A 21752-nucleotide genomic window follows, 5' to 3' on the forward strand; every position below is an offset into this window, starting at 1 on the left:
AAATTCAAACAACATCCATTCTTAAGGCATTAGGAGTAATTCCGGTTTGTTTTTTAAAGTAATTGGTAAAATAAGCAGGTTCTTCAAAGCCCAATCCATAAGCAATCTCAGAGATATTCCAGTCTGTATGTTTCAATAAGGCATTGGCTTCCTGAATAATTCTTCCGGTAATCTGCTGGCTGGTTGTTTTCCCTGTAATCTCTTTTACCGAACGGTTTAAAGAATTCACATGAATAGAAAGACTCTGAGCATAATCGTTGGGAGTTTTTAATTTCAAAAAAGCTTCCGGACTGTCAATAGGAAACTGTCTTTCAAGAAGTTCCATAAACAAGGAAGCCACTCTTTGGGAAGCATTCTGATAAGGTTCAAAGCTTTCTGCCGGCTGCATTCTCATTGTTTCATGAATCATCAGATGAAGGTATGCTCTCAACATATCATACTTGTGAATATAATCCGACTGAATCTCCGTCATCATTTTGGTATACATCTCAGAAAGTATCTTCTGCTGTTCTTCATCGACAAAGAAAACAGGAGTTCCACCAATTTTGAACAGCGGAGAATCCTGAAGATTTCCTATACGGCTTCCATTGTGCAGAAACTGATCTGTAAAGAGGCAGAACCAGCCTTTCTGATCCTCATCATCCGCTTCCCAGGAATAAGGAATAATGGGATTGGAAAACAATAAGGCGGGACGATCTACTTTGATCCATTTATCAGCATAATGAAGTTTCCCTTTTCCAATGATGAGTGAAATCTTATAATAATCTCTCCTGCTGTAAGGAGTATGCGGAGAGCAATATTCCCGTGAAAAGACATTGAAGTGCCCCATTTTATTCACTCCAATACATTGAGATGCCAGATTAGGAGCATTCCTTTCATAAAAGCCATTCAGTGATTCGTGTGATTCCATAGATCAAAGTTATAAAAATCAAACAAATTAAATCATAATAATTACGGGATTAAAAAATTAAATGGCTGACAATGCTGCCAGCCATTTAAAAGTGAATATTGAGTTGATAATATTTTAGTCCCAATCATCATCATGTCCGTGACCATGATGTTTATTTTGTTTTTTGTAGTATTTCTCCTGATTTTTATAATACTTTTCCTGTTGTTTACGGTATTTTTTATAATCGTTTTTGTTTCTTCCGTAAACCATTACAGGGTTTTGTCCTCTGTAGTATTTCTTTTTAAAGATGATATACTTTTCTCTCCCCAGAATTCTTTCCAGCTCTGAATAACGGTCGTTTCTCCATCTTCCCGGTTCTACTACATACACTCTGTTCCATGTATCATAATCATGGTATCTGTCATTCAATACATAGATTTGATTGGCCTGCGTTGTTGAAAGCACAAGATCAGTAATTACCCTTTGCCAGTTGATATCTGAAATACTCCTTCTGTAGTCATTATAATAATCTGACTGGGCATAACTCAAACTGAATGTCCCAACCAATAATGCTGTTAATATTAACTTTTTCATTTCATTCCACTTTAAAAATAATTATCAAGTGATAGTCAATTAAAGTGCCAATTCTTAATTATAAATACTAATATTTGTTAAGAAAAACTACAAACAACTGATTATCTTTGAAATATTTTCTCTTCTTTCATCAAATTATTGAATGTTGATGAGTTTAAAATAGAGTTAAAAAGTGATGAGTTTTTATTAGAAAATGAAAGTGAAAACAACATTCATAATCAATGGATTGAAGGTTTAGATCTGGAGGCTTAAAATTTATTTTTTAAGTTTTGGCTAAAGCCAATGGATCGATATTTTATTGTTAGGCGGGTTAAAACCCACCTCTATTGAATTTTACAACAACATCTTTTATCTTTTATCTTTTATCTTTTATCTTTTATCTTTTTACCATTTATGTTATAAAATTCGTTAAGATTCCTGAAAACTATTATTTCATATGATTTAATTTCGTAATTTTAATGGAGAGAATGTTTTTAAAGAAATCTTCTCAAATTATTTTTAATCAACCAAATCTTACATTGTCATGGAAAATATAAAGTTTCAGGTATCTCAATATCAGGATGAATTGCAGCTACTTATCGATGGGAAAAAGGCAGGTTATATGTCCATAGAGGTTGACGGAAGACTGCTTATTGTATATTATACGAAACTTGACGAAGAGCGTGAGGGAAAAGGATATGCCAAACTATTGCTGGATGAACTGGTACGCTACGCAGAAGAAAAAGATTTGCTTGTAGACCCGGAATGTGATTTTGTAAGACAACAGTTTGAAAATCACCCCGCAAGATATAAAGAAATCTGGCATGCCTGATCAGCTTTCCCACCAGGCTGTAAATTGCTGTTCTGACTGATTCAGATGTACTACCTCGCCGATTATCGGAGTGAGGATGCTCCTATTTTTTTCTTTTCCCAGAGCCGTTATCTTTTGCAAAGGTTCATTCCATGGATGAAGTGCTAATGCAAATTTTGCAGCATGAACAGGAAGAATATGCTCTGCTTTCAGATCAATACCAGCCTGAATAACATCTTCCGGCAATGTATGAATATATCTCCATGCTTCTCCATACTGACCGTTTTCAAGAACAGCATAATCGAAAGGACCATATTGCTCTCCTATTATTTTAAAATGGGAATCATAGCCGCTATCTCCACCTAAGAAAATTCTTTTTGTAGGTGTTATCAGAACATAGGAACTCCAAAGAGTATCATTCTGCCTTACCCTTCTGCCGGAAAAATGTCTGGCAGGAGTGAAAGCAACTTTTATATCATTTTTCAGAACGACTTCTGTTCCCCATTCTTCTTCAATAAGTTTAGTCTCAGGATAGCCCCATCTTTCCAGATGCGCACCTACTCCCAAAGGAATAATGGCCATTCCTGTTCTTTCTTCGATAGATTTTACAGTTGGATAATCCAGGTGGTCGAAATGATCATGGGTGATGACCAAATAATCTATACATGGAATATCTTCAGGTTTAAAAATATCTGAACCTTTGAAAGCTTTATTAAAGTATTTGAAAGGTGATCCATACAGGCTCAGAACAGGATCTATTAAAAAGGAAACTCCATCTGTCTGCAAGTAATAAGATGAATGCCCCAGCCAGATAAATACATCCTCATTCTTACCTATATTTTTCAAATTGGTACGAATAGAAGGTATTTCGTTTAAAGGTTTCAGCAACGGGTCTTTTTTCCCTAAAAGGAAATCGTAGGTTACTTTCCACATCTTGTAGCCTTCTGTAATGGAAGGAGTGTGACTGATATTCCGGAACTGTTTCTTTTTATAAAGTTTCGACTGTCTGATACGCTTCAGCCTCTTCCCTTTTGGCACTCCACCAAACGCCTTCATATTGATCACTATAAAAAAAGTAACCGTCAAAACAGCCACGCTCGTAATAATCCAGTAAATCATCTGCACAAAATAAATATCAAATGTATTGACTTTTGTTTTTAAATGAAAATATATTCCATTTTACTACATTTTTTAACTAAATTTATCATGTATTTTTAAAAATTTATTATTCATTTACATCAGGATTAATTTTAAACTTTCTATTTTAGCACCCTAAAAAAACTCAGATACATTGAAAAATTATTCGGTAATATTTCTTCTCGCTATTTTTTCGTCTTGTGCCTCTATAAAAAAACACAACGAACAGCGGGCCTCATGTATTCCACCGGAGCAACTGAAAGAAGATGTGGATTTTGCGTATTCAAAATTACAGCAAATGCATCCACAATTATACTGGTACATTCCCAAGAAGGAGCTGGAACGTAAATTTGACAGCCTTAAACAGACCATCACCGAACCTCTTACTCCTCTTCAGTTTTATTTCAAGCTTCAACCTGTTATTGCAGGAATTAGAGAAGGGCATCTTTCATTGAGAATTCCCAGAAAGAAATTTACTAAAAGTGAAATAAAAAGACTGGAACATCAGAAAGGAATGTTCAGTCGTTTTGAATATTATATTTCGGGAGATCAGATGTATATTATTCAGAACAGGGATTCTATTGAACACATACAACCCGGAACTGAAATTTTATCCATCAATCATGTTCCTGTTTCCGATTATATCAAGAAATACAGAAGCCTGATCAGCAGTGATGGGGATAATACCACTTTCCACCCATATTTTTTAAAAGATCTGTTCTTTAATTTTTACACTGCCGAAAATGGATTTGGCAGCAAAGCGACTCTTGAAACCCTCTATAAAGGAGAAAAAAAGACATATACCTTAACCCGAGAAACAAAATCTGATACTGATCTTGAAAAGGATAAGGAAATGCAGAAAAAGACTCCGGAAAAGAAACTGAACGATTATGTGGCTTCCAGTAATTCATATAACAGAAGCTTCAAGTTTCTGGACAAAGACAGTACTATAGCTTATATTAAGGTGAAAAGCTTTTCCAGAGATTATTCGGATGAGTTTTATAAGAAGACTTTTGCCAAGATCAATGATGCAAAGTCTCCCTATCTTATCATCGATGTCAGAAATAACTACGGCGGTTCACTGTATGAAATCAATAATCTGTATTCGTATTTAGCGGATACTCCGTTTACCCTGATAAAACCGTCTCAGCTAACTTCAAGGAATGCTCCTTTACGCACCAATTATTTCAGAAAAAGTACTCCTTTAGAATATGCTCTTAAAAGTATCGCCTATCCGAGTTATTTTTTTGCACAGACTTTCAGTACCTATAAAAAAGACGGAAAGGTATTCTACAAAATGAAGGCTGACAAACCTACAAAGCCTAAAAAGGATGCTTTCCACGGAAAAGTTTTTGTACTGATTAACGGAGGAAGTTTCTCGGCATCTTCTATTATTACCGCCAAACTTAAAAATGATAAAAGAGCAACGCTTGTGGGAGAAGAAACAGGTGGTGCCAATGATGGAACTGTTGCCGGTTTTTATTCCTACCAAAAGCTTCCTAATTCTGAAATCAGATTTCCCATAGGACTACTTTTGGTACAGCCTAATATCAGTTTTTCAGACTCACGGAAAGGGGTTGTTCCTGATGTGACTGTTACTGAAAATATGCAGGATATTATTGACAAAAAAGATCCACAGCTGGATTGGATAAAAAACGAAATTGCCAAAGAAAAAGAACATAAAGGACAATAATGAATATAGGTTCGGCGGGCTTTCAGCCCGCCGAACTCTTTTTTATCTTTTTAATTCTTCCAAAAGATCTTCAATATATTGGATATATCTTCCATAGTAGCGTTGATACCAAAATCTTCCCATAATATAAAGCAAAAATAATCCTACGGTTACTGTACTAATTAAGATCACCGCAATCTTCAATTCACTAAGAGGTTTTGGCCACGGGATAAACTCCAGGACAATAAGGATCTCACATACAAGAAACGGGGCAAAACTGATATAATATGAGAGATAATACTGTTTATTAAGATTGAGCTGCATCACAAGATCTTTCAGAGAATCATAAGTCTTGGGTACAGGGTTACTGATTTCATTATACAGTTTAAAGAACTTACTGAAAAAGAAAACGGTAACCAAAAGCATGGAAGCAATTAATACCGTGATGTACAATTGAAGTTTGAATGGTCTGCATACAGCGCACACCAGAAAAGCGAAGACAAAGATTCCTATCATCCACCAGAATTCCACACGCATATTTTTGCGTATTTTTTCAAGGGGAAGATTCAGTTTATTTCTCTGTTCTATGCTTATTTCGGGAGTTTCCTCCACAATATCTTCGTTCCAGGTATTTTTCAATTCATCGATATTCATTGGATTACTGATTTTAATGTTGGTTGGTTTTTATTTGGCTTAAGATATCTTTAAGTTTATTTTTGGCCCGGTTCATTTTCACTCTTGCATTGCCTTCTGAGATTCCCATCTGTTCGGCAATCTGCTTTCCAGAAAAATCTTCCAGATAATAGAATATAAAGGCCTTGTCAATAGGATTAAGCTGATGGATAGCTTTATACATTTCAGCCAGACGTTCTTCTTTACGATCATCATAATCTTCCTGGATAATAATCTGATTAGAAAAATCTTCATGGCCAATAAAACTTCTTCTCTTTTCTGATTTCAGGAAAATAATGGACGTATTCAAAGCAATTCTGTATAGCCATGTAGAAAATTCACTTTCGCCTCTGAAACCAGGAAATGCTTTCCAGAGCTGATAGGTGATCTCCTGAAAAAGATCATCACGGTCATCTTTTTCAGTCATGTACATTTTAGAAATCTTAAATAGAATTCCTTTATGCTGTTCAATTTGACTTATAAACTCTTGTTCTAATGAGGTCATGGGCATTTACTCTATAGAGTTAGTTTTCGTTTAAAAAAATTGTTACAGATTTTTACAAAAGAAATAAAAAACCTGACAGAAAAATACTGTCAGGTCTCATTGTGTGTTTTTTAAGCTTTTTACTATTTCCTCAGAATAGTACGAGTCGAAATAATTTTTTTTGACCTGACTAGTTAGTAGAAAAAAAGTAAAAATGTTACATCCAAAAAAAACAATAACCTGATATTTTTTCACATCAGGTTATTTATTTAAGTATTTAATTCTTTTATTATTTAAAATCTAAGAAATCATCTTTTTCAAGATAATGGTTCAGAGCAGTAATAAGCTGAGAAGAGCTAATATCAGCACGCTGTCTGAAAGCAAGATCCACCACATCCTGAATATTTTCATCTGAACACATATAATGAAGCTTGTTATGAAAAACAAAATCTGGCAAGATTTCATTATCATGCTCACCAATATCCAGAGGATCTCCGATAAAAACTTTCATTTCGGGTTTAAACTCATCTGTTGAAGAATAGACTGCATAATTATATTCCGGGTCAAAGGATACTTTCCTATCCTGTTTAGTCTTTACCAGTTCCAGAAATTCTTCTATAGAATACACCTGATTTTTAAAATCATCCATGTGATATTTTTTTACAACTCAATTTTCTAAAGATAGAAATTTTACAGAAGATAGCGTAATTTCTAATTCAGTTTATTTAAAGCCCTCTGCAATGATCCGATATCCAGAAAATCAAGTTTTGCTCCTACAATAATAATGATCAGAAGGACAACTGTTAAAAATAAAATAATAATAAAGTACATGGATACAAACCAAATAACAGTATTCAGGATATTGCCTTTAATACCCATTTTATTCATTAAAAATCTCTGTGAACGTTCAAACCATGTTGTTCTCTTTTCATTTCTTGAGCTTACTTCAATTTCATTAAGTTCGTCTACCAAACGTACTACATCATCAATGTATCTTCCGTACATATAGTAGATCCAGTATTTGATAATAAAAGCAATCAACAAAAGGGTAATCAAAAGACTGATCCCGAAAATAGCCAGGTTATATTCCCTGTCAAAATGAAAATTAATCTGAATCAGAGATAAAAGAAATCCAAGCGGGATATAAGCAATATAGTAGGAAATATAAATTTGTTTCGATATGAGAAGCTGCGTTTTGAGATTAAACAAATCATAATTTGTATTGATACTGTTTTTTCTGAGCAGTTTATACACTTTCAGGAAGCGGGAATAAAAATAAACAATAATCGCAACGGTCAGGATGGTGACAAATGCTGATATCGTTTTAATATTAGAATCAGTAGAAGCAAAAGGAAAACCTGTTAAAAGCAAAGGCAATGTAACAATCATCAGCCAGAATTCAGTTTCCATATTCACTTTCAGCATCTGTAGTGGAGAATGTATTTCCTTCTGTTTTTCCAGAGAAATTTCAGGAGATTCCTGTCCTGTATCTTTATTCCAAATTTCTTTAAAATTTTCTAAGTCCATAGTGTTATTTTTAATAGGAACCTGTACCCTGCCTGATGATGATCTCTTTCAGCTTTTCTTTTGCCCTCTTCAGCTTTACCCGTGTATTCACTTCTGTAATTCCCAGCTGTACGGCAATCTCTTTTCCGGAAAAACCCTCTAAAAAGAAGAATATAAGGGCTTTATCAATGGGACTTAGCTGATGGATAGCTTCATACATCCGCTTCATATTCATATCATCCGTATCATTATAAGGTTCCTGGCGGGCACTCAGCCCATCTACATTCTGATTCTGTATAAAACTACGTTTTTTTTCACTTCGCAAAAAAACAATTGCTGTGTTGAGCGCAGTTCTGTACAGCCATGTTGAGAAATCACTCCTCTTTTGAAAATCACCATATGATTTCCAGGCCTGATAAATGATCTCCTGATAGAGGTCATTCTGATCGTCCTTATTATCCATATACATTTTAGAGATCTTGAAAACAACACCTTTGTGTTTTTCAATTTTCTCTAAAAATTCTTTTTCGGGTGAAGACATGATTTACACACTGATCCTTAGATGATATTTCTAAAAAACACCATCTTATTATAACACAAAACTATAATTTCCGGCATTAAGTTAAAAAAATCCTCAACAAACTAAGGTGTTTATTGAGGATTTTTATTTTATGTTAAATGCAATATCAGGCAGAATCAGAAAATATAATCTGTGCTTAAAAAGTTAGAATCATGTTCTCTGACAATAGTATTCAGTAGTTCTTTGTTGGAATCTGTCAGTTTTGCAGCCACCAGAGACCGGATGGAGAATGAGCGGAGCGCATCAAAAACGGAAAGTGTTCCTTCTGCACTGTCTTTTCTTCCGGTAAATGGAAAAACATCAGGACCTCGCTGTGCCTGACAGTTGATATTGACACGGCTTACAAGGTTTACAAACGGATCAATCAGTCTCGCTACTTCATGAGGATCTTCACTGAAAATACTTACCTGCATCCCATGTGAAGCATTTACCTGATACTCTATAGGTTCCTCTATATCTTCGAACGGAACAACAGGAATCACAGGACCAAACTGTTCTTCATGATAAAGCTTCATATCACTGTTTACAGGATATACTACTGCCGGGAAAACAAAAGATTCATCTGTATAGCCTCCATCTTTATTCAGTACTGCAGCTCCTTTCTGTAAAGCGTCATCAATACATTCTTTCAGATAAGCGGGTTTATTGACCTCCGGAAGTGGAGTTACTTTCACATCTTTTTCCCATGGCAGTCCAGCCTTCAAAGCAGAAACTGCTGCACTTAATTTCTCTGTAAACTCCAATGCCACTTCTTTCTGAACGAATATCAGCTTCAATGCCGTACATCGTTGTCCATTGAAAGAAAGCGCACCCAAAATACATTCACTCACTGCCACATCAAGATTTGCATTTTTGGTAACAATGGCTGCGTTTTTAGCATCCAGACTTAGGATGGCTCTTAAACGGTTTACTTTCGGGTGTAGTTTTTTCAGTCCGTTCGCCACTTTACTGGAACCGATAAAAGCAAGCACATTCACTTTTCCGCTTTCCATAATGGGAGTGATAATTTCTGATCCTTTTCCATATAATGTATTCACTGTTCCTTTCGGGAAGGCTTCTTTGAAAGCGTTTAATAAAGGATAATGGGCAAGGACACCATGTTTCGGCAGTTTAAAAAGGATGGTATTTCCCATGATCAGAGCAGGGATCAATGTGGTAAAAATTTCATTCAGCGGATAATTGAAAGGTCCCATACTTAAAACGACTCCAAGTGGTGCTCTTCTGATCTGTGCTATTGTTCCTTCTGCCTGTTGAAAGCGGGAAGATTCTCTGTCAAGATCTTTCAAAGCATCAATGGTCTGATTGATATAATCCACAGTACGGTCAAATTCTTTGGTAGAATCTGCCAGTGTTTTTCCGATTTCCCACATCAGTAATTTAATGATCAGATCTCTTTGCTGGATCATCAGGTACACGAATTTCTGCATGCATTTGATTCGTCCTTCCACAGACATTGTCGGCCACTCACCCAGCCCATTATCATAGGCTTTTACACAGGCTTCGAGAACTTCCATAGCCTCGTTCGGACCAATATTCGGAATACTTCCCAGAAGTTTTCTTTCCAATCCGTTTTCTGTGGGGATGCATACCGGGGAATAAATTTCGGTGACATCACCATTCCACTCTACCAGTTCTCCATTCAAAAGATAAGTTCTCTGATGGATGACCGGAACTTTATATTCTTCCGGAATTTCGTTTTCTCCTTTAAAAATGTGATGGAATGATGCGATATTTTCTGAACTCATAAATCTTTCTATTTTTTTATGTGATAAGATTGAGATTGTCTCAAAATTTAAATTATTTGACTTTTGTCATTCTGACGAAGGAAAAATCTTTATTGATTTTTATATGAGATTCTTCATTACATTTTATTTCATTCAGAATGACACCTTTGAAACTATTACATTTTTATAACATAAAGGTAGAGGTAAAATGTGTTGAAAAAAATAATCTGATAATAGATTCGATCTATTTGAATTAAAATTAATCTTAGCTCCTAAAAAAAGAATAATTTAGCTTAAAAATAAATTTCATGTTTTCAAAATTAGTTTGCGGCGCACTGCTATTCTTCTCTGTGGTGGGCTTTGCTCAAAAATCTAAAGCTACAAATACGGTTTTAATGGGCGGGAAAGAAGTTCATACTTATGCCAAATTACCAGCACTGAATAAACCAGCTCCTAAGTTTACCCTTACAGATGTCAATATGAATGACCAGACGTTGGATTCTTTCAAAGGAAGATACGTTATTCTGAATATCTTCCCGAGTGTAGACACTGGTGTTTGTTCTGCTTCTGTACATCATTTCAATGAAGAAGCAGGAAATCTTCCCAATACGGTAGTACTTTGTATTTCCAAAGATCTGCCTTTTGCTCAGAAAAGATTCTGTGGAGCGGAAGGAATTAAAAATGTAGTGATGCTTTCCGATTTCCGTTCCGATTTCGGATGGAACTATGGTGTAGAATTGGTAGATTCTGCCATGAAAGGTCTCCTGAGCAGAGCCGTTGTGGTGATAGATCCTTCAGGAAAGATCATCTATGAGGAACAGGTACCTGATATCGCTCAAGAACCGAATTATGAAGCAGCTATTGCGGCTGTGAAATAATAAATTACATTAAACCATTAAGAAAAATTAAATAGTTAAGAATATTAAGATGAAATGCGCAGCTTAAAAACATCTTCGATGTTTCCCTTAACTTACCTTAGCAACTTCAATACTCTTAATGGTTCAAAAAATAAAACTCAGCTACATGCTGAGTTTTTTATTGTTGTTGGGAAACGCAAAGACGCAAAATGATAGTAAAAACTTTCTATTTTAAGGCGCAAAGATTTTATCTCCGATAAAATTTCGCACTACCACTGTCATTGCGAACCGAAGGTGAAGCAATCTCAATGTTCTCTCGCAGATTAAGCAGATAAATAGGAAAAAGATCTGCGAAATCTGTGAAATCTGCGGGAAAATAATTAAGAATATTAAAGTTATGCGCTTAACTTAAAAACATCTTTGATGTTTCCTTTAACTTACCTTGACAACTTCAATACTCTTAATGGTTCAAAAAATAAAACTCAGCTACATGCTGAGTTTTTTATTGTTGTTGGGAAACGCAACGGCGCAAAATGATAGTAAAAACTTTCTATTTTAAGGCGCAAAGATTTTATCTCCGATAAAATTTCGCACTACCACTGTCATTGCGAACCGAAGGTGAAGCAATCTCAATGTTCTCTCGCAGATTAAGCAGATAAATAGGAAAAAGATCTGCGAAATATGTGAAATCTGCGGGAAAATAATTAAGAATATTAAAGTTATGCGCTTAACTTAAAAACATCTTTGATGTTTCCCTTAACTTACCTTAGCAACTTCAATACTCTTAATGGTTCAAAAAATAAAACTCAGCTACATGCTGAGTTTTTTATTGTTATTGGGAAACGCAAAGACGCAAAATGATAGTAAAAACTTTCTATTTTAAGGCGCAAAGATTTTATCTCCGATAAAATTTCGCACTACCACTGTCATTGCGAACCGAAGGTGAAGCAATCTCAATGTTCTCTCGCAGATTGGGCAAATCAAGCAGATGTTTGTGGATAGATCTGTGAAATCTGTGAAAGTTGTGGGAAAATAAAAAGTCTTAATTTATGTTTAAATTTTATTCTTTTTTACTTTGCTTTTTTGTAGTAATTACTATTACTCCGCCTTTTACTTTTTCGCCATACTTTACTACAGCAGAAGTTCTTTTCAGAACATTCATCGTTTTTATCAGATTAGGATCCAGAGCTTTTACTTTTTCATAATCACTGATCTTTCCATCTACAATATACAGCGGATTATAAGGTCTCGCTTTGCTTGAAGGTACCCCACCAATGCGTACTGCACTTATACTTTGAACAACATTGGATGATACCTGCGTAGTCAATAATTGTGCTAAATTGGGGACAGATGTTTTACTTTTCTTCTCTTTGCAGGCTATAGCATCAGCAGGTACTACAGAAACTGATCCGAGTAATTTTCTGTCTTTATAAGTTCCAAATTCAGTAAGGGTAATTTCCTTAATGTCTTCAGTTTTTAAAGTATCACTGGCTGTCTTTTGCTGTGCATTCACACTTACAATACCTCCTGTTGTCAGCATAAAGCCTACCGCAAATTTCACAAAAAGAGCATTAATATAAGAGTAATGCAAATCTCTGTTGAGTTGTGAAGTAAGAAAACTACCGCAAATCTCATCCGATGCTTTTGCAAAAACCTCTATAATCTCATCATCCGGAGCTCTTCTGAAATCTCTCACCGTTTTGGAACAGACTGCGCAAAATCTTCCCTTCTCATCTGGTGTCATAGCGTTCCAGTTTTCATAACAGGGTTTGGGTATGGTTATTTTCATAGGGTTCTTTTATTATAAAGATGCAGTGATACAAGAAAAGGTTGGAATTACTATTAATTTTTTTTGGTTAAAATAATTATGTTGTAATTGTTTTGCCGGAAAACCATTTAATCATTGTTGAGATTCTTGCGGAATGACAAAAAGAGCGAAGAGTTCTACGCTAATTGTAAGAATTAAATATGCACAACATTTGTCATTCAGAGCACAGGTCGAAGGTGTGCGAACAAAGTTCAGAAGTGGAGCGTGGAATCTAGAATCTTCCAGTGACGCTCACATTATTATGAAATAACAATTGAAGTTCATTTTAATAAATTGAGAGAGAGCATCAATAGCATCGGGCTTTAGCCCGATATAAAAATAAAAATACAAAAGGCTTTAGCCAAAACTTAATTTTAAATTTCACCTAAATCCAATTGCATTATACTCAAAAGAAAAACGGGCTAAAGCCCGTTCCTATTGATGTTGAGATTCTTCACTCCATTGCATTTCACTCAGAATGACAGTTTTCCTTATGAATACCAGTTAAGATTCTACCAGTATCGCACCATCTTTCAAAATCATAAACTCCTGTCCTACTTCCTCTGAAATGTTTTTCAAATCCTGATCATCAAACACCTGAGGGATGTAGCATTTCTCATGCGCAAACAATCCGTAATGGATCGGCACCAGCTTTTTGGCATGCAGAAGATGGGCCGCCGCAAAGGCTTCTTTCAGATTGAGGGAAGCTGGAACGGGACTGTATTCTAATCCAATGATTTCAAAGTTGACCACTACTCCATTTACCGGTAAGAAGGCATAATCTATATTTGGATTTTCTTTTCCAAGCTTCCAGAATTGGTTGTGCCAGATGGTATCTCCTCCATGAAATATCTTGGTAGTTCCATCATCTACAATCCATGAAGACTGTATTTCTCCCACTCCATCCATCGCAAATACCGGTTTGAAGGTTATATTGTTTTCTGTAAAGGTTTCATTAAGATTCAGGACGATCATTTCTACATTATTTATCAGTTTTCTCACCGCAGCTTCTAGTCCTGCGTAGACAATCAGTTTTCCGTCTTTCTTTAAACATTTTCGGATGACTCCTTTATCAAAATGATCGAGATGCATATGAGTAAACAGAATATAATCTGCCTGTACACGATCTGAAAATTCTATCAGATTCTCTACTGCATCACCCAAAACAGGTTTGTAATAAGAGAAATCTTCTACAGCGTCTATTAAGATGGTTTTGTTGTGAGAATTGATGCGAATGCCTGCCCAGTTTAATTTTTGTATTTCCATATTCTTTTTTAACAAAGGAAGAGACTTACGGAAGGCGAGACAATAAACAAAAGATAATAAATGAGGATGTTTTGAGATTGGGAGCTGGGGGATGGAAGTTATTGAGGTGATAGAACAACTATTCCTCTTTTTTATTTGCAATAATTTTCCCAATTAATTATTAAAACCTACAGAAAATCTGAAGACTGAGAGCAACTTCCAGCTCCCCTCATCCAGCTTCTAGCTTACAAAATTCTCTTCCTGATCCTGCTCAAGGAAATAGGCGTAATGCCAATATAGGAAGCAAGGTATTTCAGAGGAATATTCTGAATGTAATGAGGTTTGTTCTTCAGGAGATATTCATAGAGATCCTGTGGAGTATTTTTCAGCAGGAGCATTTCTCTTTTCATTGCAGCATTGAGCTTTCTGCTCAGATAGTAGTTCTGTACGAAACGACAGTGTGGATTTACAGCAAACAGGTTTTTCACCTCATCCAGAGTGATTTCCCATGCCAGTCCTTTATTGATAGACTCGTAAACAGTGTCTGAGCTTTTTCCTTCAACAGTGAAAATATCGCCGGGAAAGTAGAATTCTGCACAGATTTCGGTATCAATATCTGAGGTGTTGTTGATGTAGTATTTACGGACAAGCCCATCTTCTACAAGATAGGCTTTGTTGTCAGTAAATATGTTTTTCTTTGAAAATTCAACCTCAGCAAACTTCTCCCATACAGGATCACTATCCTCTACGTTCAGATGTGAAAACAGTTTTTTGTTGATCGTTGCCAATGCTGAATTTTATATTACAATAAGTTTTCGTCTACAAGGTTCGGAAGTGTTACTTTTAAGTTTGGTTCTACTTCCATCGCTCTTTTAATGGCGAAAATAGCGCCTTCATTTCTTGCCCAGCTTCTTCTTGAGATTCCGTTGTTTACATCCCAGAAAAGCATAGATTTCAGCCTTCTGTCGGCATCATCGCTTCCGTCAAGAAGCATTCCGAAACCTCCGTTGATTACTTCTCCCCAGCCTACTCCACCACCATTGTGAATAGAAACCCATGTAGCTCCACGGAAACTGTCTCCAATCACATTGTGAATAGCCATATCGGCTGTAAATCTTGATCCGTCATAAATATTGGAAGTCTCTCTGTAAGGAGAATCTGTTCCTGAAACATCGTGATGGTCTCTACCCAATACAACGGGTCCTATTTCCCCATTTTTAATGGCTTTGTTGAAGGCTTCAGCAATTTTCATTCTTCCTTCTGCATCTGCATAAAGGATTCTCGCCTGAGAACCAACTACCAGTTTATTTTCCTGTGCTCCTTTGATCCATTGGATATTGTCTTTCATTTGCTGCTGGATTTCTTCCGGAGAGTTTTTAACCATTTCCTCCAATACTGCACATGCAATATCATCCGTTTTCTGCAGATCTTCCGGATTTCCACTGGAACACACCCAACGGAACGGTCCGAAACCATAATCAAAACACATAGGTCCCATAATATCCTGTACATAGCTCGGATATTTGAATTCTCTTCCCAATGTTGGATTTTCTGCCATTACATCAGCTCCCGCTCTGGAAGCTTCCAATAAAAAGGCATTTCCATAATCGAAGAAATACGTTCCTTTTGCGGTATGCTTATTGATGGCTGCTGCGTGTCTTCTCAACGTTTCCTGAACTTTTTCTTTGAATAACTCAGGGTTTTCAGCCATCATGGTATTAGACTCTTCAAAGCTTTGTCCTGCAGGATAGTAACCACCCGCCCAAGGATTGTGAAGGGAAGTCTGATCTGATCCGATATCAATTCTTACACCTTCCTGATCAAATTTCTCCCAAACTTCCACAATATTTCCAAGATAAGCCAAAGACACGGTTTCTTTGTTAGCCTGTGCTTCTCTTACTCTTTTTACCAATGCATCAAGATCTTCATGAATTTCATTCACCCATTTCTGATCGTGACGGATTTTTGTGATCTTCGGATTCACTTCTGCACATACGGTAACGCAACCAGCAATGTTACCTGCTTTTGGCTGAGCTCCACTCATTCCTCCTAATCCTGAAGTAACGAAAAGTCCTCCTTTCGGTTCTTTTTTGATTTTTCTGAAAGCATTTAACACAGTAATCGTTGTTCCATGAACAATCCCCTGAGGGCCAATATACATATAACTTCCTGCCGTCATTTGCCCATACTGAGTAACACCTAATGCATTGAATTTCTCCCAATCATCCGGTTTTGAATAATTTGGAATCATCATCCCATTTGTTACAACCACTCTTGGTGCATCTTTATGAGACGGGAACAATCCCATCGGATGCCCTGAATACATCACCAATGTCTGATCATTATTCATTTCTGACAGATACTTCATCGTCAACAGATACTGTGCCCAGTTGGAGAATACGGCTCCGTTTCCACCATAAGTAATCAATTCATGAGGGTGCTGCGCCACCGCATAATCCAGGTTATTCTGAATCATCAGCATGATCGCTTTCGCCTGCTCAGATTTTCCGGGATAGTCTGTGATAGGTCTCGCCTTCATTTCATAATCCGGACGGAAACGATACATGTAAATTCTTCCGTAATCTTCCAGTTCCTGCTTAAATTCAGGAATCAGTTCTGCATGGAACTGAGGGTCAAAATAACGTAAAGCATTCTTTAATGCCAGTTTTTTCTCTTCTTCTCCTAAAATTTCTTTACGCTTCGGAGCATGGTTGATATTGATCTCGTATGGTTTTGGTTGCGGCAGTTGATTAGGAATCCCCTGCTGTATCTGTTCTTGGAATGTCATATTGCTATTTAAAGGTCTATGTTTTAAACAATGTTTGAAGTTTTAAAGATATTCAAAATAGGAAATATAGGCAAGGGAAGAATGGTTTAAAGTTTAAGGTTTAAGGTTTAAGGTTTAAGGTTTAAGGTTTAAGGTTTAAGGTTTAAGGTTTAAGCAAAGTTATAAAAGTTGTAAACCGGCCACCATTTGATATTAAATACTATATTTGAATGAATGCACCTCAATTCCCCTCCCTCGGAGGGGTGGATTTTAAAGTTAATAACTTTGAAAGACGGGGTGGTTAAAAACACAGTCATGAAAGAAATCCTCGCCATCATCAACGGAATTCCGATCCGCAGGAATTTCGTTGAGAACCTACCCTATAATCCCTATTTAAAAGTATTATTAAAAGAAAAGCGCAAAGCCCGGATTTTGGGTGAAGTGATATTCTGGAAGAAAGTCCGTGCAAAGAAATTCTATACCCTTGATTTTGACAGACAAAGGATTATCGGAAATTATATCGTTGATTTCTATGTGAAAACTCTTGGACTTATTATAGAAATAGATGGTTCGAGCCATGACGAAAAACAGATTTATGATGGGATAAGAGAGGAATATCTTGAATCTTTGGGGTTGCTGGTTTTTAGAATCAGTGATTTTGATGTGAGGAATAATTTGAGTTGGGTGATGAAGGAATTGGAGGATTTTATTGTGCTGCATTATGGAACCACCCCGTCTTCAAAAATTCTTTGATTTTTGAATCCACCCCTCCAAGGGAGGGGAATTGCCCTTACCCATATTAGTTGTTATTTAACATAAAAAAACCTTACTGAAATTCAATAAGGCTGGTTTTTGTATCGTTAAAGTTTAGGTTAAAACATCATCGTTTTCTTCTTCATGGTCATCTTCATTATCGCTGAGACTCCAGTAGTTGTTTTCTTCATCTTCCTCTCCTATTTCTTCCATTTCATCATCGTCCTCAGCGCCTGGAATATCTAAGCCTTTATCAATTTTATCATCGTCAAAATCTTCATCCAGAATAGGATTTCCGTCTCCATCAAGCGAAATATGTCTTTCTCTCTTAAATATGTCTTCGTTGGGGTTATAATCCATCTGTTCTAACCTCTTGTTTTGCTCATTAATATTTTTCTCTGGTGCCATAGTATTTAAGATTTTAGGTTTATGTAATCAGAACAAAAATAATTCCAAGTTATGATGATTGATGAGAATAAACGTCAGGATTTGCACAATTGGGCATTTTCTCATTTTTTGAAAAAGCGATAATATTTCCTGCGGCCAGTCGGGCCATTCCATTTCGGGCTTCTACAGTCGCAGAACCTATATGTGGCAGAATACAGACACTTGAAAGTCCCAGAATAGGATCATCTGCAGACATCGGTTCAGGATTGGTAACATCCAGACCTGCTCCCCAGATTTTCTTGTCAACGAGTGCCTGATACAGATCTTTTTGGTTGTGAAAACCTCCTCTTGCTGTATTAATGAAAATAGCATTCGGTTTCATCTGCTCAAATATGGACTCATTGAATAACTCTTTCTGCTCCGGAGTGAAATTAGCATGTACACTCAATACATCTGATCTCTGAATCAGTTCTTCGAAAGAAACATAAGTTGCTCCCAACTCGTTTTCTGCTTCTTCATTTTGACGACGGTTGTGGTAAATGATATTCATTCCAAAAGCCTTTTTTGATTTTTCAGCCATTTCATAACCGATACGACCTAATCCGAAAATCCCCAGTGTTTTTCCGTACAGCTCCTGTCCCAAAGCATGTAAAGGATCAAATGCTCCCCAATTGTCATCTTTTACTTTCTGAAAATTATAGCTCGCTCTTCTGGCAACAGACTGCATCAATAAAAAAGCAACATCCGAAGTAGCCCTGCTCAAAACATCCGGAGTATTCCCTACCGGAATATTTCTTTGAGTAGCTTCTTTAATGTCAACATGATCAAACCCTACAGAGTATAAAGCAATGGCTTTGACATTCGGGCAGGTATCAAAAAAATTCTTATCATATTTGAAATCTCCGCCTACATTCAGGATGGCATCTGTATGTTTACAGTAATGAATCCATTCTTCATAAGAAAGGTTTTCCTTTTCCGGAAATATAAGTTCCAGCCCTGCTTCTTCCAGCATTTCAATTCCTGTTTCGGGAATTCTTTTATTGATAAAAACTTTCATTGTACTGTTGTTTAATGATTTTAAATAAAAAAACCTCACTCGCAAAAAGTAAGGTTATTGAACTTTAATATTAAAAAAATTATTTCTTTTCATCTGAATGTTTGATTCAAGATCTATTTATTTTCTGTGATGGTGATTGTATACTGAGGGTTTTAATTCCATCAATTTTCATTCCGAAACGGAGTTAAAAGATTTTAAATTTTGATTAAATCCAAATGAATTTTATTTTAAAAAAACGGACAAAAGTCAGTTTCTATTGATAAGATTGCTTCTCACAAAGAACTGGTGTTTGAGACCAGCTCGTCTACCAATTCCGTTCTATTGATTTGTATTCCCAAGCATCGGAACAAATTTATAGGCTCCAAATTCTTCTTTTTCAAATTCTGTAGGACCTACTTTTGTAAATCGGTATAAAACCTGCTCATTTGTTGGTCCCAATGGAATCACCATTATTCCTCCGACGTTCAGTTGTTTTAAAAGTTCTGTAGGTAATGTGGAAGCCCCACAGGTTACGATAATTTTATCGAAAGGAGCAAAAGTAGGAAGTCCTGCAAAACCATCTCCAAAGCTTTGAAATTTGGGAAACAGATGAAGTTCTCTGAGTTTCTTTTTAGAAAAATCAAACAGATCTTTCTGCCTTTCTACCGTATATACATGAGCTTTCATCGCCATTAACACTGCAGTCTGGTATCCACATCCTGTTCCAATTTCCAACACTTTTTCACCTGGCTTTACCTTCAGTAGTTCAGACTGTTCCGCTACCGTGGAAGGATGTGAAATGGTCTGATGGGCCAGAATAGGAAACGCTCTGTCTTCATAGGCAAAATCTTCAAAAATACTTTCGATAAAAAGGTGTCTTGGAACTTCACTCATTGCCGAAAGTACATTTTCGTCTGAAATACCAATTCTGTTTCGAAGGTAATCTACTAAAATCTTTCTTTTTCCTTTATGTACAAACGAATCCTGCATTTGACAAAAGTAAGAAATTAGAAATTAGATTTCCGAAATTGGAGCAAAGAATTATCCACAAAAATAAAGCAATCAAAAAATGATTGCTTTGTCTTTATTTCTTAATTCCACTTTATCGGATAAGGTCCGTAAAAATCGCTGAAGGTATTATCAGCACATTTTTTTCTCACAAAAAAGTTATAATTCACTGTTTTACTTAATCCTACATAAATAGCTTTTTGACCTGCAAACACCAAATCTCCACTTGCAGGAGGAGCAGTACTTGTTGTCAAAACCGTTTCATATGCAGAGACACCATCATTTTCCCAGGACACTGTAGCATCAAAAACAGAAGAATTCGCAGAAGAGGTTGTTTTTGAATAGGTTGCATACTCCGGCTTTACGCAGGTTGTTGTATTAGTAGCCAAAACAGTAATAGGTCCCGCCCAATGGCTCCGTCCATTAGCTATTCCACAATTTTTTCTCACATAAAGGTCGTATTTATGATCTTTATAGAGAGGAAGGTTATAAAAATACTTGTTGGTGACCACTGTAGTTCCTTTTCCCAAAGAAAAACCCGGCTCCCCATACTGTACTTCAAAATATCCTTCGCCCTGACTTATAAAGCTCCAGGAAAGCTTGTTATTTCCTTTTTCAAATATCAGATTTGTTGGAGTTCCACATTGAGCCTGCGGGTCATATGGACTATCTCCAATACATCCTGCAGTACATAATCCCAGGATGAGTAAAATCGAAATTATTCTTTTCATAGTTATTTTTCAGACCGTGAATTTACTGTAATTTCTTTAATGAATACGTGTGTTCCACCTTGAATATCTCCAAGTGAAAAGTCATGTATTTTATAAATGTACATTCACTATATTTACAAAAATTTAATACAGCTATGTTAAAAGCAGGTTTGGTAGGTGCCGGACACTTGGGAAAAATACATTTAAAACTTCTTAATCAGTCAGATAGATATGAATTTGTAGGTTTCCATGATAAAGATATTGAAAACGGAAAGAAATTAGAAGCCGAATTCGGATATAAATATTTTGAAAATTTTGATGAATTGCTTGAACAGATTGACATGCTTGACATTGTCACTCCTACAGTTTATCATTATGATTATGCTTTAAAAGCTATTGAAAAAGGTCTTCATTTCTTTATTGAAAAACCGGTAACCCAGACTCTTGAACAGGCAGAAGAAATTCTTCGTTTGTGCCAGGAAAAAGGAATTAAAGCACAGGTAGGACACGTTGAGCGATACAACCCTGCATTTATTGCTACTAAGGAATACATCAGCACTCCGATGTTTATTGAAATCCACAGACTGGCAGAATTTAACCCACGTGGTACAGATGTTTCTGTTGTATTGGATCTTATGATTCACGATCTGGATATTTTATTAAGTATTGCGAAATCTAAAGTGAAAAACATCCACGCAAGCGGCGTTTGTGTAGTAAGCAAAACTCCGGATATTGCCAACGCAAGAATAGAATTTGAAAACGGATGTGTGGCCAACCTTACGACTTCCAGAATTTCTATGAAAGCGATGAGAAAAAGCAGATTCTTCCAGAAAGATGCTTATATTTCCGTTGATTTCCTTGAGAAAAAGGCTGAAGTGATCAGAATGAAGGATGCTCCTGAAAACCCTACTCCATTTGATATGATTATTGAAAATGCAGAGGGAGAAAAGAACCAGATTCTGTTTGAATATCCGAATATCCAGCCTAACAATGCTATTTTGGATGAATTAAACTCTTTCGCCGATGCGATTACGGGCGACAAAAATGTAGAAGTTTCTCTTGAAGACGGAACAGAAGCATTAAAGGTGGCTTTAGAGATTATGAAACTGATTAGTTAAAAAAATACGCTGTTTT

The 21752-nt window shown here is 36.2% G+C and carries 22 protein-coding genes; 5 read left to right on the top strand and 17 right to left on the bottom strand.

The features are described 5' to 3' along the window. Positions 1–4: 4 nt before the first annotated feature. Together ACKTTZ_RS23525 and ACKTTZ_RS23530 are read right to left on the bottom strand one after the other, a co-directional pair. Positions 5–910: an AraC family transcriptional regulator gene (locus ACKTTZ_RS23525; protein WP_034697281.1), complete on the bottom strand. Its 906-nt coding sequence runs from the start codon at positions 908–910 to the stop codon at positions 5–7. A gap of 114 nt (positions 911–1024) precedes the next feature. Next, positions 1025–1483, bottom strand: coding sequence for a hypothetical protein (locus tag ACKTTZ_RS23530; RefSeq protein ID WP_253316817.1), 459 nt, complete (start codon positions 1481–1483; stop codon positions 1025–1027). A gap of 523 nt (positions 1484–2006) precedes the next feature. Between ACKTTZ_RS23530 and ACKTTZ_RS23535 the strand changes: the two genes are divergently transcribed. After that, positions 2007–2294, top strand: coding sequence for a GNAT family N-acetyltransferase (locus ACKTTZ_RS23535; RefSeq protein ID WP_034697278.1), 288 nt, complete (start codon positions 2007–2009; stop codon positions 2292–2294). Here the strand turns inward: ACKTTZ_RS23535 and ACKTTZ_RS23540 are convergent, their stop codons facing one another. After that, a complete protein-coding gene (locus tag ACKTTZ_RS23540) occupies positions 2295–3392 on the bottom strand; it encodes an MBL fold metallo-hydrolase (protein WP_034697277.1) in 1098 nt (365 codons plus the stop codon). It abuts the gene before it with no gap. Positions 3393–3708: 316 nt separating this feature from the next. On the opposite strand from ACKTTZ_RS23540, the gene ACKTTZ_RS23545 reads away from it, so the two are divergent. After that, positions 3709–5103 (top strand): S41 family peptidase, encoded by a 1395-nt coding sequence (locus ACKTTZ_RS23545; RefSeq protein ID WP_407846760.1) that lies wholly within the window; start codon positions 3709–3711, stop codon positions 5101–5103. 42 nt (positions 5104–5145) lie between these two features. Here ACKTTZ_RS23545 and ACKTTZ_RS23550 read toward each other — a convergent pair whose 3' ends face one another. From ACKTTZ_RS23550 to ACKTTZ_RS23575, 6 genes are all read right to left on the bottom strand, one after another. Then, positions 5146–5736, bottom strand: coding sequence for a hypothetical protein (locus ACKTTZ_RS23550; protein WP_034697274.1), 591 nt, complete (start codon positions 5734–5736; stop codon positions 5146–5148). Positions 5737–5749: 13 nt separating this feature from the next. Then, on the bottom strand, positions 5750–6259 hold the full coding sequence (locus ACKTTZ_RS23555) for a sigma-70 family RNA polymerase sigma factor (protein WP_034697325.1): 510 nt from the start codon (positions 6257–6259) through the stop codon (positions 5750–5752). A gap of 268 nt (positions 6260–6527) precedes the next feature. Further along, positions 6528–6887, bottom strand: a complete 360-nt coding sequence (locus ACKTTZ_RS23560) for a hypothetical protein (protein ID WP_253316822.1) — start codon at positions 6885–6887, stop codon at positions 6528–6530. 62 nt (positions 6888–6949) lie between these two features. Next, positions 6950–7765, bottom strand: coding sequence for a hypothetical protein (locus tag ACKTTZ_RS23565; RefSeq protein ID WP_407846761.1), 816 nt, complete (start codon positions 7763–7765; stop codon positions 6950–6952). 10 nt (positions 7766–7775) lie between these two features. Further along, positions 7776–8285 (bottom strand): RNA polymerase sigma factor, encoded by a 510-nt coding sequence (locus ACKTTZ_RS23570; RefSeq protein ID WP_034697271.1) that lies wholly within the window; start codon positions 8283–8285, stop codon positions 7776–7778. Positions 8286–8440: 155 nt separating this feature from the next. Then, entirely contained in the window at positions 8441–10069 is a 1629-nt protein-coding gene (locus ACKTTZ_RS23575) for an NADP-dependent glyceraldehyde-3-phosphate dehydrogenase (RefSeq protein ID WP_034697269.1), read from the bottom strand. 287 nt (positions 10070–10356) lie between these two features. Here ACKTTZ_RS23575 and tpx point away from each other — a divergent pair, with 287 nt between their 5' ends. Continuing rightward, positions 10357–10926, top strand: a complete 570-nt coding sequence (gene tpx / locus ACKTTZ_RS23580; RefSeq protein ID WP_081906490.1) for a thiol peroxidase — start codon at positions 10357–10359, stop codon at positions 10924–10926. A gap of 1039 nt (positions 10927–11965) precedes the next feature. Here tpx and ACKTTZ_RS23585 read toward each other — a convergent pair. From ACKTTZ_RS23585 to ACKTTZ_RS23600, 4 genes are all read right to left on the bottom strand, one after another. After that, a complete protein-coding gene (locus tag ACKTTZ_RS23585; RefSeq protein ID WP_407846762.1) occupies positions 11966–12694 on the bottom strand; it encodes a hypothetical protein in 729 nt (242 codons plus the stop codon). A 522-nt stretch (positions 12695–13216) separates the two neighbouring features. Then, entirely contained in the window at positions 13217–13978 is a 762-nt protein-coding gene (locus tag ACKTTZ_RS23590; RefSeq protein WP_253318041.1) for an MBL fold metallo-hydrolase, read from the bottom strand. 224 nt (positions 13979–14202) lie between these two features. Next, the gene (locus ACKTTZ_RS23595) at positions 14203–14745 is read right to left on the bottom strand and encodes a Crp/Fnr family transcriptional regulator (RefSeq protein WP_034699745.1); all 543 of its coding nucleotides are present in this window, start codon (positions 14743–14745) and stop codon (positions 14203–14205) included. Positions 14746–14759: 14 nt separating this feature from the next. Then, positions 14760–16745: a urocanate hydratase gene (locus ACKTTZ_RS23600; protein ID WP_253318042.1), complete on the bottom strand. Its 1986-nt coding sequence runs from the start codon at positions 16743–16745 to the stop codon at positions 14760–14762. A 294-nt stretch (positions 16746–17039) separates the two neighbouring features. Between ACKTTZ_RS23600 and ACKTTZ_RS23605 the strand changes: the two genes are divergently transcribed. After that, positions 17040–17477 (top strand): endonuclease domain-containing protein, encoded by a 438-nt coding sequence (locus tag ACKTTZ_RS23605; RefSeq protein ID WP_253318043.1) that lies wholly within the window; start codon positions 17040–17042, stop codon positions 17475–17477. Positions 17478–17591: 114 nt separating this feature from the next. Here the strand turns inward: ACKTTZ_RS23605 and ACKTTZ_RS23610 are convergent, their stop codons facing one another. From ACKTTZ_RS23610 to ACKTTZ_RS23625, 4 genes are all read right to left on the bottom strand, one after another. Continuing rightward, positions 17592–17885 carry a hypothetical protein gene (locus ACKTTZ_RS23610; protein WP_034699741.1) on the bottom strand — a complete coding sequence of 98 codons (294 nt, stop codon included), beginning with the start codon at positions 17883–17885 and terminating at the stop codon, positions 17592–17594. Positions 17886–17934: 49 nt separating this feature from the next. Next, positions 17935–18921: a D-glycerate dehydrogenase gene (locus ACKTTZ_RS23615; RefSeq protein ID WP_253318044.1), complete on the bottom strand. Its 987-nt coding sequence runs from the start codon at positions 18919–18921 to the stop codon at positions 17935–17937. A gap of 318 nt (positions 18922–19239) precedes the next feature. Continuing rightward, on the bottom strand, positions 19240–19890 hold the full coding sequence (locus tag ACKTTZ_RS23620) for a protein-L-isoaspartate(D-aspartate) O-methyltransferase (protein ID WP_253318045.1): 651 nt from the start codon (positions 19888–19890) through the stop codon (positions 19240–19242). Between the two features lie 101 nt (positions 19891–19991). Continuing rightward, complete coding sequence (locus ACKTTZ_RS23625; protein WP_407846763.1) at positions 19992–20639, bottom strand: hypothetical protein; 648 nt, start codon at positions 20637–20639, stop codon at positions 19992–19994. 134 nt (positions 20640–20773) lie between these two features. Here ACKTTZ_RS23625 and ACKTTZ_RS23630 point away from each other — a divergent pair, with 134 nt between their 5' ends. Beyond that, entirely contained in the window at positions 20774–21736 is a 963-nt protein-coding gene (locus tag ACKTTZ_RS23630) for a Gfo/Idh/MocA family protein (RefSeq protein ID WP_034699728.1), read from the top strand. The last annotated feature ends 16 nt before the right edge of the window (positions 21737–21752 follow it).

Origin of the sequence: Chryseobacterium sp. KCF3-3 (assembly GCF_045865955.1) — a bacterium.
GTDB lineage: Bacteria > Bacteroidota > Bacteroidia > Flavobacteriales > Weeksellaceae > Chryseobacterium.

Excerpts from the sequence above, each read along its gene's own strand:
- ACKTTZ_RS23525 (WP_034697281.1), bottom strand. The coding sequence starts at position 910 with ATGGAATCACACGAATCACTGAATGGCTTTTATGAAAGGAATGCTCCT.
- ACKTTZ_RS23530 (WP_253316817.1), bottom strand. The coding sequence starts at position 1,483 with ATGAAAAAGTTAATATTAACAGCATTATTGGTTGGGACATTCAGTTTG.
- ACKTTZ_RS23535 (WP_034697278.1), top strand. The coding sequence starts at position 2,007 with ATGGAAAATATAAAGTTTCAGGTATCTCAATATCAGGATGAATTGCAG.
- ACKTTZ_RS23540 (WP_034697277.1), bottom strand. The coding sequence starts at position 3,392 with ATGATTTACTGGATTATTACGAGCGTGGCTGTTTTGACGGTTACTTTT.
- ACKTTZ_RS23545 (WP_407846760.1), top strand. The coding sequence starts at position 3,709 with ATGCATCCACAATTATACTGGTACATTCCCAAGAAGGAGCTGGAACGT.
- ACKTTZ_RS23550 (WP_034697274.1), bottom strand. The coding sequence starts at position 5,736 with ATGAATATCGATGAATTGAAAAATACCTGGAACGAAGATATTGTGGAG.
- ACKTTZ_RS23555 (WP_034697325.1), bottom strand. The coding sequence starts at position 6,259 with ATGACCTCATTAGAACAAGAGTTTATAAGTCAAATTGAACAGCATAAA.
- ACKTTZ_RS23560 (WP_253316822.1), bottom strand. The coding sequence starts at position 6,887 with ATGGATGATTTTAAAAATCAGGTGTATTCTATAGAAGAATTTCTGGAA.
- ACKTTZ_RS23565 (WP_407846761.1), bottom strand. The coding sequence starts at position 7,765 with ATGGACTTAGAAAATTTTAAAGAAATTTGGAATAAAGATACAGGACAG.
- ACKTTZ_RS23570 (WP_034697271.1), bottom strand. The coding sequence starts at position 8,285 with ATGTCTTCACCCGAAAAAGAATTTTTAGAGAAAATTGAAAAACACAAA.
- ACKTTZ_RS23575 (WP_034697269.1), bottom strand. The coding sequence starts at position 10,069 with ATGAGTTCAGAAAATATCGCATCATTCCATCACATTTTTAAAGGAGAA.
- tpx (WP_081906490.1), top strand. The coding sequence starts at position 10,357 with ATGTTTTCAAAATTAGTTTGCGGCGCACTGCTATTCTTCTCTGTGGTG.
- ACKTTZ_RS23585 (WP_407846762.1), bottom strand. The coding sequence starts at position 12,694 with ATGAAAATAACCATACCCAAACCCTGTTATGAAAACTGGAACGCTATG.
- ACKTTZ_RS23590 (WP_253318041.1), bottom strand. The coding sequence starts at position 13,978 with ATGGAAATACAAAAATTAAACTGGGCAGGCATTCGCATCAATTCTCAC.
- ACKTTZ_RS23600 (WP_253318042.1), bottom strand. The coding sequence starts at position 16,745 with ATGACATTCCAAGAACAGATACAGCAGGGGATTCCTAATCAACTGCCG.
- ACKTTZ_RS23605 (WP_253318043.1), top strand. The coding sequence starts at position 17,040 with ATGAAAGAAATCCTCGCCATCATCAACGGAATTCCGATCCGCAGGAAT.
- ACKTTZ_RS23610 (WP_034699741.1), bottom strand. The coding sequence starts at position 17,885 with ATGGCACCAGAGAAAAATATTAATGAGCAAAACAAGAGGTTAGAACAG.
- ACKTTZ_RS23615 (WP_253318044.1), bottom strand. The coding sequence starts at position 18,921 with ATGAAAGTTTTTATCAATAAAAGAATTCCCGAAACAGGAATTGAAATG.
- ACKTTZ_RS23620 (WP_253318045.1), bottom strand. The coding sequence starts at position 19,890 with ATGCAGGATTCGTTTGTACATAAAGGAAAAAGAAAGATTTTAGTAGAT.
- ACKTTZ_RS23625 (WP_407846763.1), bottom strand. The coding sequence starts at position 20,639 with ATGAAAAGAATAATTTCGATTTTACTCATCCTGGGATTATGTACTGCA.
- ACKTTZ_RS23630 (WP_034699728.1), top strand. The coding sequence starts at position 20,774 with ATGTTAAAAGCAGGTTTGGTAGGTGCCGGACACTTGGGAAAAATACAT.